At 60.7% G+C, this 13,480-nt stretch carries 1 protein-coding gene (running past one end of the window); it reads left to right on the top strand.

Going from position 1 to position 13,480, the window contains the following annotated elements; all coding sequences use genetic code 11:
• Positions 1-13,480: the 3' end of an immunoglobulin-like domain-containing protein gene (locus C4Q27_RS10830; RefSeq protein ID WP_104886834.1), read on the top strand. It extends 14,942 nt beyond the left edge of the window; 13,480 of the gene's 28,422 nt are visible here — the last part of the coding sequence; its start codon lies off the left edge, out of view; its stop codon occupies positions 13,478-13,480.

Raw genomic sequence — 13,480 nt, 5'->3', positions numbered from 1 at the left:
GGCCAACGGCACCGTGGGCACTGCCACTGTGACTGCTCCGGACAACGTCTACGTCGGCACCAACGACCCTGTCGTGATGTCGATCGCAACCGTTGAAGGCGCGGATGTCGGCAAGTTCGAACAGCTGACGCTGGACAAGACCCCGGTCAGCACGTCGATCACCGACGAGCCGGGTACTCCAGGCAACGAAGGCGATATCGTCAAAGTCACTATTACTGCTGACCAGACGTCGGTGGCCGAGAACGTCAAACCGACGTTCACCGTACACATCAACACCGCCTTGGCCCACGACCTGGTCGTGACCCTGAGCAACAACGCTCAGGTCACCATCAAGGCCGGTGAAACCAGCGCGCCGTACACCCACGCTGCGCAGGGTGATGACGTCTACCAGGACGCTGGCCAGATCAGCTTGGGCATCACGTCCGCTGTGGATGTAGACGGCCACACCTTCGAGAACCTGCAACTGGGCGGCAACGCTTCGGTTCAAGTCACCGACACCCTCGACGAGGTGGTGGCCAAGCTGACCGCGACCCCTTCGGTGACCGAAGGCGGCGAGATCACCTACACCATCACGCTGACCAACAAAGACGGCTTGCCGATCAACAACCACTCGGAGCTGTACTTCAAGCTGACCGACGGCACCACCGTCGTCGTGGCAGCCAACAGCACCACGGGCTCGGCGACTGCAACCGCACCAGACAACGTCTATGTCGGCACCAACCAGCCGGTGGTCAATGCCATCGACGCCGTCAGCGGCGCGGATGCGTGGAAGTTCGAAAACCTGAACCTGGACAAGACTCCAGTCAGCACCGAGGTGACCGACGAGCCAGGCACTCCAGGCAACGAAGGCGACATCGTCAAAGTCACTATTACTGCTGACCAGACTTCGGTAGCCGAGAACGTCAAACCGACCTTCACCGTGCACGTCAACCAGCCGCTGGCTCACGACCTGGTCGTGACCCTGAGCAACAACGCTCAGGTCACCATCAAGGCCGGCGAAACCAGCGCGCCGTACACTCACGACGCGCAAGGCGATGACGTCTACAACGATGCTGGCCAGATCAGCCTGGGCATCAACTCGGCGGTAGACGCCACTGGTGCGACCTTCGAGAACCTGGAGCTGGGCGGTGCCGCGAAGGTGGATGTCACCGACACCACCGACGAAGTTGTGGCGAAGCTGACCGCCACCCCTTCGGTCACCGAAGGCGGCGAGATCACTTACACCATCACGCTGACCAACAAAGACGGTCTGCCGATCAACAACCACAGTGCATTGACCTTCACGCTGAGCGACGGCAAAACCGTCATCACCGTGCCGGCCAACGGCACCGTGGGTACTGCTACCGTCACTGCTCCGGACAACGTCTACGTCGGCAGCAACGACCCTGTCGTGATGTCGATCGCTACCGTTGAAGGTGCGGACGTTGGCAAGTTCGAGCAACTGACGCTGGACAAGACGCCGGTCAGCACGTCGGTCACCGACGAGCCGGGTACCCCAGGCAACGAAGGCGACCTGGTCAAGGTCACCATCACCGCCGACCAGACCTCGGTGGCCGAGAACGTCAAACCGACCTTCACTGTGCACGTCAACCAGCCGCTGGCCCACGACCTGGTCGTGACCCTGAGCAACAATGCCCAAGTCACCATCAAGGCCGGCGAAACCAGCGCGCCATACACCCACGCTGCGCAGGGTGATGACGTTTACAACGACGCTGGCCAGATCAGCCTGGGTATCAATTCGGCGGTGGACGCCACCGGCGCTGCATTCGAGAACCTGCAACTGGGCGGTGCGGCTACCGTTCAAGTGACCGACACCCCCGACGAAGTGGTGGCCAAGCTGACCGCGACCCCTTCGGTCACCGAAGGCGGCGAGATCACCTACACCATCACGCTGACCAACAAAGACGGTCTGCCGATCAACAACCACAGTGCATTGACCTTCACGCTGAGCGACGGCAAAACCGTCATCACCGTGCCGGCCAACGGTACCGTGGGCACTGCCACCGTGGCTGCCCCGGACAACGTCTACGTCGGTACCAACGACCCGGTTGTGATGTCGATCGCAACCGTTGGCGGCGCGGACGTCGGCAAGTTCGAGCAACTGACGCTGGACAAGACCCCGGTCAGCACGTCGGTCACCGACGAGCCGGGTACCCCAGGCAACGAAGGCGACCTGGTCAAGGTCACCATCACCGCCGACCAGACCTCGGTGGCCGAGAACGTCAAACCGACCTTCACCGTGCACGTCAACCAGCCGCTGGCTCACGACCTGGTCGTGACCCTGAGCAACAATGCCCAGGTCACCATCAAGGCTGGCGAGACTAGCGCGCCGTACACCCACGCTGCGCAGGGCGATGACGTCTACAACGACGCTGGCCAGATCAGCCTGGGCATCAACTCGGCGGTAGACGCCACTGGTGCGACCTTCGAGAACCTAGAGTTGGGCGGTGCCGCGAAGGTGGATGTCACCGACACCACCGACGAAGTGGTGGCCAAGCTGACCGCGACCCCTTCGGTCACCGAAGGCGGCGAGATCACTTACACCATCACGCTGACCAACAAAGACGGTCTGCCGATCAACAACCACAGTGCATTGACCTTCACGCTGAGCGACGGCAAAACCGTCATCACCGTGCCGGCCAACGGCACCGTGGGTACTGCCACTGTCACTGCCCCGGACAACGTCTACGTCGGCACCAACGATCCTGTCGTGATGTCGATCGCAACCGTTGAAGGCGCGGATGTCGGCAAGTTCGAGCAACTGACGCTGGACAAGACCCCGGTCAGCACGTCGATCACCGACGAGCCGGGTACCCCAGGCAACGAAGGCGACCTGGTCAAGGTCACCATCACCGCCGACCAGACTTCGGTGGCCGAGAACGTCAAGCCGACCTTCACCGTGCACGTCAACCAGCCGTTGGCTCACGACCTGGTCGTGACCCTGAGCAACAATGCCCAGGTCACCATCAAGGCCGGCGAAACCAGCGCGCCATACACCCACGCTGCGCAGGGTGATGACGTTTACAACGACGCTGACCAGATCAGCCTGGGTATCAATTCGGCGGTGGACGCCACCGGCGCTGCATTCGAGAACCTGCAACTGGGCGGTGCGGCTACCGTTCAAGTGACCGACACCCCCGACGAAGTGGTGGCCAAGCTGACCGCGACCCCTTCGGTCACCGAAGGCGGCGAGATCACCTACACCATCACGCTGACCAACAAAGACGGTCTGCCGATCAACAACCACAGTGCATTGACCTTCACGCTGAGCGACGGCAAAACCGTCATCACCGTGCCGGCCAACGGTACCGTGGGCACTGCCACCGTGGCTGCCCCGGACAACGTCTACGTCGGTACCAACGACCCGGTTGTGATGTCGATCGCAACCGTTGGCGGCGCGGACGTCGGCAAGTTCGAGCAACTGACGCTGGACAAGACCCCGGTCAGCACGTCGGTCACCGACGAGCCGGGTACCCCAGGCAACGAAGGCGACCTGGTCAAGGTCACCATCACCGCCGACCAGACCTCGGTGGCCGAGAACGTCAAACCGACGTTCACCGTGCACGTCAACCAACCGCTGGCTCACGACCTGGTCGTGACCCTGAGCAACAACGCTCAGGTCACCATCAAGGCCGGCGAAACCAGCGCGCCGTACACCCACGCTGCGCAGGGCGATGACGTTTACAACGATGCTGGCCAGATCAGCCTGGGCATCAACTCGGCGGTAGACGCCACTGGTGCGACCTTCGAGAACCTGCAACTGGGCGGTGCGGCTACCGTTCAAGTGACCGACACCACCGACGAAGTAGTGGCCAAGTTGACCGCGACCCCGTCGGTGACCGAAGGCGGTGAGATCACCTACACCATCACGCTGACCAACAAAGACGGCCTGCCAATCAACAACCACAGTGCATTGACCTTCACGCTGAGCGACGGCAAAACCGTCATCACCGTGCCGGCCAACGGCACCGTGGGTACTGCTACCGTCACTGCTCCGGACAACGTCTACGTCGGTAGCAACGACCCTGTGATCAAATCGATCGCAACCGTTGAAGGCGCTGATGTCGGCAAGTTCGAGCAACTGACGCTGGACAAGACGCCGGTCAGCACGTCGGTTACCGACGAGCCAGGTACGCCGGGCAACGAAGGCGACTTGGTCAAAGTCACCATCACGGCCGACCAGACCTCGGTGGCCGAGAACGTCAAACCGACGTTCACCGTGCACATCAACACCGCCTTGGCTCACGACCTGGTCGTGACCCTGAGCAACAACGCCCAGGTCACCATCAAGGCCGGCGAAACCAGCGCGCCGTACACCCACCCTGCGCAGGGCGATGACGTCTACAACGACGCTGGCCAGATCAGTCTGGGTATCACGTCCGCTGTGGATGTAGACGGTCGCACCTTCGAAAACCTGGAGCTGGGCGGTGCTGCGAAGGTGGATGTCACTGACACCACCGACGAAGTGGTGGCGAAGCTGACCGCGACCCCTTCGGTCACCGAAGGCGGCGAGATCACCTACACCATCACCCTGACCAACAAAGACGGTCTGCCGATCAACAACCACAGTGCATTGACCTTCACGCTGAGCGACGGCAAAACCGTCATCACCGTGCCGGCCAACGGCACCGTGGGTACTGCCACCGTGACTGCTCCGGACAACGTCTACGTCGGCACCAACGACCCTGTCGTGATGTCGATCGCAACCGTTGGAGGCGCGGATGTCGGTAAGTTCGAACAGCTGACGCTGGACAAGACCCCGGTCAGCACGTCGGTCACCGACGAGCCAGGCACCCCAGGCAACGAAGGCGACCTGGTCAAGGTCACCATCACGGCCGATCAGACTTCGGTAGCCGAGAACGTCAAACCGACCTTCACTGTGCACGTCAACCAGCCGCTGGCCCACGACCTGATCGTGACCCTGAGCAACAATGCTCAGGTCACCATCAAGGCTGGCGAGACCAGCGCGCAGTACACCCACGACGCACAGGGCGATGACGTCTATCAGGATGCGGGCCAGATCAGCCTGGGCATCAACTCGGCGGTAGACGCCACTGGTGCGACCTTCGAGAACCTGGAGCTGGGCGGTGCCGCGAAGGTGGATGTCACCGACACCACCGACGAAGTTGTGGCGAAGCTGACCGCCACCCCTTCGGTCACCGAAGGCGGCGAGATCACCTACACCATCACGCTGACCAACAAAGACGGTCTGCCGATCAACAACCACAGTGCATTGACCTTCACGCTGAGCGACGGCAAAACCGTCATCACCGTGCCGGCCAACGGCACCGTGGGTACTGCTACCGTCACTGCTCCGGACAACGTCTACGTCGGCAGCAACGACCCTGTCGTGATGTCGATCGCTACCGTTGAAGGTGCGGACGTTGGCAAGTTCGAGCAACTGACGCTGGACAAGACGCCGGTCAGCACGTCGGTCACCGACGAGCCGGGTACCCCAGGCAACGAAGGCGACCTGGTCAAGGTCACCATCACCGCCGACCAGACCTCGGTGGCCGAGAACGTCAAACCGACCTTCACTGTGCACGTCAACCAGCCGCTGGCCCACGACCTGGTCGTGACCCTGAGCAACAACGCCCAGGTCACCATCAAGGCCGGCGAGACCAGCGCGCCATACACCCACGCTGCGCAGGGCGATGACGTCTACAACGATGCGGGCCAGATCAGCCTGGGCATCAACTCGGCGGTAGACGCCACTGGTGCGACCTTCGAGAACCTGCAACTGGGCGGCAACGCTTCGGTTCAAGTGACCGACACCACCGACGAAGTAGTGGCGAAGCTGACCGCCACCCCTTCGGTGACCGAAGGCGGTGAGATCACCTACACCATCACGCTGACCAACAAAGACGGTCTGCCGATCAACAACCACAGTGCATTGACCTTCACGCTGAGCGACGGCAAAACCGTCATCACCGTGCCGGCCAATGGCACCGTGGGTACTGCCACCGTGACTGCTCCGGACAACGTCTACGTCGGCAGCAACGACCCTGTCGTGATGTCGATCGCAACCGTTGAAGGCGCGGACGTCGGTAAGTTCGAGCAACTGACACTGGACAAAACCCCGGTCAGCACGTCGGTTACCGACGAGCCGGGCACCCCAGGCAACGAAGGCGACCTGGTCAAGGTCACCATCACGGCCGACCAGACCTCGGTGGCCGAGAACGTCAAACCGACCTTCACCGTGCACGTCAACCAGCCGTTGGCTCACGACCTGGTCGTGACCCTGAGCAACAATGCCCAGGTCACCATCAAGGCCGGCGAAACCAGCGCGCCGTACACCCACGCTGCGCAAGGCGATGACGTCTACAACGATGCGGGCCAGATCAGCCTGGGCATCAACTCGGCAGTGGACGCCACTGGTGCGACCTTCGAGAATCTGCAACTGGGCGGCAACGCTTCGGTTCAAGTGACCGACACCACCGACGAAGTAGTGGCCAAGTTGACCGCGACCCCGTCGGTGACCGAAGGCGGCGAGATTACCTACACCATCACCCTGACCAACAAAGACGGCCTGCCGATCAACAACCACAGTGCATTGACCTTCACACTGAGCGACGGCAAAACCGTCATCACCGTGCCGGCCAACGGTACCGTGGGTACTGCTACCGTCACTGCCCCGGACAACGTCTACGTCGGTACCAACGACCCGGTTGTGATGTCGATCGCTACCGTTGAAGGTGCGGACGTTGGCAAGTTCGAGCAACTGACACTCGACAAAACCCCGGTCAGCACTACCGTGACCGACGAGCCTGGCACCCCAGGCAACCCGGACGGCAGCAACGAAGGCGACCTGGTCAAGGTCACCATCACCGCCGACCAGACCTCGGTGGCCGAGAACGTCAAACCGACGTTCACCGTGCACGTCAACCAGCCGCTGGCCCACGACCTGGTCGTGACCCTGAGCAACAATGCCCAGGTCACCATCAAGGCTGGCGAGACTAGCGCGCCGTACACCCACGCTGCGCAAGGCGATGACGTCTACAACGACGCGGGCCAGATCAGCCTGGGTATCAATTCGGCGGTAGACGCCACCGGCGCTACGTTCGAGAACCTGCAACTGGGCGGTGTGGCTACCGTTCAAGTGACCGACACCACCGACGAAGTAGTGGCGAAGCTGACCGCCACCCCTTCGGTCACCGAAGGCGGCGAGATCACTTACACCATCACGCTGACCAACAAAGACGGTCTGCCGATCGACAAGCACGCGGCGCTGACCTTTACCCTGGACGATGGCAAAACCACCATCACCATCCCGGCTAACGGTACAACCGGCACTGCCACCGTCACTGCCCCGGACAACGTCTACGTCGGCAGCAACGACCCTGTGATCAAATCGATCGCAACCGTTGAAGGCGCTGATGTCGGCAAGTTCGAGCAACTGACGCTGGACAAGACCCCGGTCAGCACGTCGGTGACCGACGAGCCAGGTACCCCAGGCAGCGAAGGCGACTTGGTCAAGGTCACTATTACTGCTGACCAGACTTCGGTGGCCGAGAACGTCAAACCGACGTTCACCGTACATATCAACACCGCCTTGGCTCACGACCTGGTCGTGACCCTGAGCAACAATGCCCAGGTCACCATCAAGGCTGGCGAGACTAGCGCGCCGTACACCCACGCTGCGCAAGGCGATGACGTCTACAACGATGCGGGCCAGATCAGCCTGGGCATTCATTCGGCAGTGGACGCCACTGGTGCGACCTTCGAGAACCTGCAACTGGGCGGCAACGCTTCGGTTCAAGTGACCGACACCACCGACGAAGTAGTGGCGAAGCTGACCGCGACCCCTTCGGTGACCGAAGGCGGCGAGATCACCTACACCATCACGCTGACCAACAAAGACGGCCTGCCGATCAACAACCACAGTGCATTGACCTTCACCCTGAGCGACGGCAAAACCGTCATCACCGTGCCGGCTAACGGCACCGTGGGTACTGTTACCGTCACTGCTCCGGACAACGTCTACGTCGGCACCAACGACCCTGTCGTGATGTCGATCGCAACCGTTGAAGGCGCTGATGTCGGCAAGTTCGAGCAACTGACGCTGGACAAGACCCCGGTCAGCACTACCGTGACCGACGAGCCTGGCACCCCAGGCAACCCGGGCGGCAGCAACGAAGGCGACCTGGTCAAGGTCACCATCACCGCCGACCAGACCTCGGTGGCCGAGAACGTCAAACCGACCTTCACCGTGCACGTCAACCAGCCGCTGGCTCACGACCTGGTCGTGACCCTGAGCAACAATGCCCAGGTCACCATCAAGGCTGGCGAGACTAGCGCGCCGTACACCCACGCTGCGCAGGGCGATGACGTCTACAACGACGCTGGCCAGATCAGCCTGGGCATCAACTCGGCGGTAGACGCCACTGGTGCGACCTTCGAGAACCTAGAGTTGGGCGGTGCCGCGAAGGTGGATGTCACCGACACCACCGACGAAGTGGTGGCCAAGCTGACCGCGACCCCTTCGGTCACCGAAGGCGGCGAGATCACTTACACCATCACGCTGACCAACAAAGACGGTCTGCCGATCAACAACCACAGTGCATTGACCTTCACGCTGAGCGACGGCAAAACCGTCATCACCGTGCCGGCTAATGGCACCGTGGGTACTGCTACAGTCACTGCTCCGGACAACGTCTACGTCGGTAGCAACGACCCTGTGATCAAATCGATCGCTACCGTTGGCGGTGCGGATGTCGGCAAGTTCGAGCAACTGACGCTGGACAAGACCCCGGTCAGCACTACCGTGACCGACGAGCCTGGCACCCCAGGCAACCCGGGCGGCAGCAACGAAGGCGATCTGGTCAAGGTCACCATCACCGCCGACCAGACCTCGGTGGCTGAGAACGTCAAACCGACCTTCACTGTGCACGTCAACCAGCCGCTGGCTCACGACCTGGTCGTGACCCTGAGCAACAATGCCCAGGTCACCATCAAGGCTGGCGAGACTAGCGCGCCGTACACCCACGCTGCGCAAGGCGATGACGTCTACAACGATGCGGGCCAGATCAGCCTGGGCATTAATTCGGCAGTGGACGCCACTGGTGCGACCTTCGAGAACCTGCAACTGGGCGGCAACGCTTCGGTTCAAGTGACCGACACCACCGACGAAGTAGTGGCGAAGCTGACCGCGACCCCTTCGGTCACCGAAGGCGGCGAGATCACTTACACCATCACCCTGACCAACAAAGACGGTCTGCCGATCAACAACCACAGTGCATTGACCTTCACGCTGAGCGACGGCAAAACCGTCATCACCGTGCCTGCCAACGGCACCGTGGGCACTGCCACCGTGACTGCCCCGGACAACGTCTACGTCGGTACCAACGACCCTGTCGTGATGTCGATCGCAACCGTTGGAGGCGCGGATGTCGGCAAGTTCGAGCAACTGACGCTGGACAAGACCCCGGTCAGCACTACCGTGACCGACGAGCCTGGCACCCCAGGCAACCCGGGCGGCAGCAACGAAGGCGACCTGGTCAAGGTCACCATCACCGCCGACCAGACCTCGGTGGCCGAGAACGTCAAACCGACGTTCACCGTGCACGTCAACCAGCCGCTGGCCCACGACCTGGTCGTGACCCTGAGCAACAACGCTCAGGTCACCATCAAGGCTGGCGAGACTAGCGCGCCGTACACCCACGCTGCGCAAGGCGATGACGTCTATCAGGATGCGGGCCAGATCAGCCTGGGCATCAACTCGGCGGTGGATGTAGACGGTCGTACCTTCGAAAACCTGGAGTTGGGCGGTGCTGCGAAGGTGGATGTCACCGACACCACCGACGAAGTGGTGGCGAAGCTGACCGCGACCCCTTCGGTCACCGAAGGCGGCGAGATCACCTACACCATCACGCTGACCAACAAAGACGGCCTGCCAATCAACAACCACAGTGCATTGACCTTCACGCTGAGCGACGGCAAAACCGTCATCACCGTGCCGGCTAATAGCACCGTGGGTACAGCTACCGTCACTGCTCCGGACAACGTCTACGTCGGCACCAACGATCCTGTCGTGAAGTCGATCGCTACCGTTGGCGGCGCGGGCGTTGGCAAGTTCGAACAGCTGACACTGGACAAGACCCCGGTCAGCACCGCCGTGACCGATGAACCAGGTTCGGGAACTCCAGGCACCGGCAACAAGGGCGACGTCACCACCGTCGGTATTTCCGGCACGACTTCTCTGACCGAGGGTGAAACCGGCCAGTACACCCTGACGCTGAGCAACGCGTCCAAGTCCGAAGTCACTATCACCCTTAGCTACAGCGGTACCGCCAACAACGGTGAGGACTTCACCGGTATCGCGACCGTGAAGATTCCGGCCAACAGCACAGGCACGACGTTCAACATCGCTACCCTCAACGACAAACTGGTCGAAGGTACCGAGAACTTCGTCGTGAAGATCGAAACCGCCACGGGTGGTAACTTCGAGAACCTGCAGGTCGATAGCAGCAAATCGAGCGTGACGACCACCATTCTCGACAATGACCACCTGCCGGTTTCGCCTGGCGGCGCGGTATTTGGCGTGGAGGACACCGATTACGTGTTTGCCTGGAGTGATTTCAAAGTCACTGATGCCGATGGCAACACTAACCTGTCCGTGACCATTACCTCGCTCCCAGCCGCCGGCAACTTGCAGTTCTTCAACGGTACTGCATGGGTAAATGTGGCCGTTGGCCAGGTGGTCAGCCAGGCTGATATCACTGCCAAGAACCTGAAGTTCGTTCCGGCCCTCAACCAGTCGGGTACGGACAACTACGGTGGTAATGGCGTGGGTAACCAGAAGGCTGACTACGCCCAGTTCAAGTTCAAGCCGAACGATGGCACCAACCTGGGCAGCGAAGTGACCATGAAGGTCGATATCAGCCCGGTTGCCGATAAACCGACCCTGAGCTTCGGCAGTGCCGATATCGAGTCCAAAGGGCTGACCAAGGAAGTCTGGACCAGCCTCAAAGGCCTGGGTACTGGCGGCAACGGCATTACCGGCGAGGATCTGAAGACGGTCTTTGCCAACTCCGGCAGCGCGAACTCCAGCAGCACCACTACCAACGTGCAGTCCGATGGCAGCGTCACCGCTGGCACCGGTTCGAAAACGTCGGGCCTGATCTACCTGGAAGCCGGCAAGGTCTATACCTTCAGTGGTTCGGCCGACGACAGCTTCGTGGTCACCATCGGTGGCAAGACTGTAGTCACAGCCACCTGGGGAGCCGGTGGCGGGGTTTCGGGTACCTTTACCCCGAATACCAGCGGCTACTACCCGATCGAGGTCTACCATGCCAACCAGTCCGGCCCAGGCAGCTATGACCTGAACATCCAGGTAGGCTCCGGTGCCGTTACCGACCTGAGCAGCTCGAACGTCAAGATGTACCAGAACGTTACCGAGATGGCGAACGCAGGCCTGGGTGTGTCCGACCTGCACACCGTGAATGGTCAGAGCTACTACGACGGCTACAAGCTCAACGAAGGGCCTGAGGGTGGCTCGGTGAAACTGGTCGGTATTTCCACCGCCCTGACCGACACTGACGGCTCCGAAAGCCTGAACGTGACACTCAGCGGTATCCCGAAAGGTACCGTGTTGAGCGATGGTGCAGGCCACACGGTCACGGTAGGTACTGCCCCGGTCGATGTGACAGGCTGGAAACTCAGCAGCCTGACGCTGACCCCGCCGGCCTATTACAAAGGCTCGTTCGACATCACGGTTACCTCGACTGCCACCGAAAGCCTGGGCGGCTCGGCCATCACCACCGGCAATATCCCGGTGACGGTGTACGGCGCGACCTACAAGGCCAGTGTGGGTACCTCGGGCAATGACACGCTGACCGGTAGTGAAGGCAACGACATCTTCGTCGCTGACGTATCCGGGCTGAACGTGGTTCAGGGCAAGAACTACAACATCGCCTTCATGGTCGATAGCTCGGGCAGTATGAGCGACAAGTCGATTGCCGACGCCAAGACGCAGTTGGCCTCGGTGTTCAACACGCTCAAGGCCAGCCTGGGCTCGGACACCTCGGGTACCGTAAACATCTTCCTGGTCGACTTCGATACCCAGGTAAACAAGAACGTGGCAGTGAACCTTGCCGACCCGGATGCTTTGAGCAAGTTGCAGGCGGTATTGAACTCGATGGTGGGCGGCTACTACGGTGGCGGTACCAACTATGAAGACGCGTTCAAGACCACGTCCAACTTCTTCAACAGCACCATGGCCACCAGCAACAAAGGTGCGGAGAACCTGACTTACTTCATTACCGACGGTAAGCCAACCTACTATCAGAGCAATGAGTCCACCAACCCTAGCCTGTGGAAGAATGGCAAGAGCCTGGACGATGTAGTCAACGTCAACAATTACAAGATGGGTGACACGTTCAGCGCCTGGGCCGACGCGACTCACAAGGTTGAGATCAGCAGCAGTGGTGTGGTCAAAGTGCTGACCTATACCGAGAACCGCCGAGGTGAGTTGGTGCTCGACTCCACCAAGACGGTCGGCACCCTTCACGCACAGGGTGATGGTACCTATGAACTCTCCAGCCTGGACGGTACCGGCTACGCGGATTACTGGAACTACGTCTACTCGGCCGCAGGTTCTACTGAAAGTTTCGCAGTATTGGGCGGCACCAATGGCTTGAGCAAAGTCCAGGCTATCGGCCTGAACAGCGATGTCACGCTGAACGATCTGAAACCTTACGACAGTGCCGGCAAGCCACAGACCAATATCGACCCGTCCGATTTGGCCAAGGCGATTCTCGGTCACTCCGAAGCAACGGTGCCAGGTGCCGACACCATCGATAGTGGTAACGGCAACGACATCATCTTCGGTGACCTGATCACCCTCAACGGTGTCGTCAGCGAGGGCTACCAGGCCCTGCAGACGTACGTTGCACAGAAGAGCGGTGTTGAAGTCAGTGCTGTCACTACCAGCAATGTTCACCAGTACATCACCGAGCACTACACCGAGTTCGATATCTCCGGTGCCAAAGACGGCAACGACATCCTGTCGGGCGGCAATGGCAATGACATCCTCTTCGGCCAAGGTGGTAGCGACACGCTGAATGGTGGCAAAGGTAACGACATCCTGCTGGGCGGTACTGGCAATGACACCCTGATCGGTGGCCAGGGCGACGATATCCTGATCGGTGGCAGCGGTGCCGACACCTTCGTATGGAAGGCTGGCGACGTCGGTAACGACGTGATCAAGGACTTCAACAAGGCCGAGGGTGACCGTATCGATCTGAAGGACCTGCTGCAGGGTGAGAAGGGCAGCACCATCGACAACTACCTGAAGCTCACCACGGTGGAGGGTACGACCACGTTGCAAGTCAGCAGCGAAGGCAAGCTCAATGCCGAAGGTGGTATCGCCAACGCCGACGTGACCATCAAGCTGGAAGGCGTCAACTGGTCCAACCAGACGATCAACTCGTTGATCAGCGGTGCCGATCCGACCATCATCATCCACAACAAGGACAGCTGA

Source organism: Pseudomonas sp. SWI36 (assembly GCF_002948105.1).
GTDB classification, from domain to species: domain Bacteria; phylum Pseudomonadota; class Gammaproteobacteria; order Pseudomonadales; family Pseudomonadaceae; genus Aquipseudomonas; species Aquipseudomonas alloputida.
Note: the sequence above shows the minus strand (reverse complement) of the source record. Positions and strands in the feature narration are given on the sequence as shown.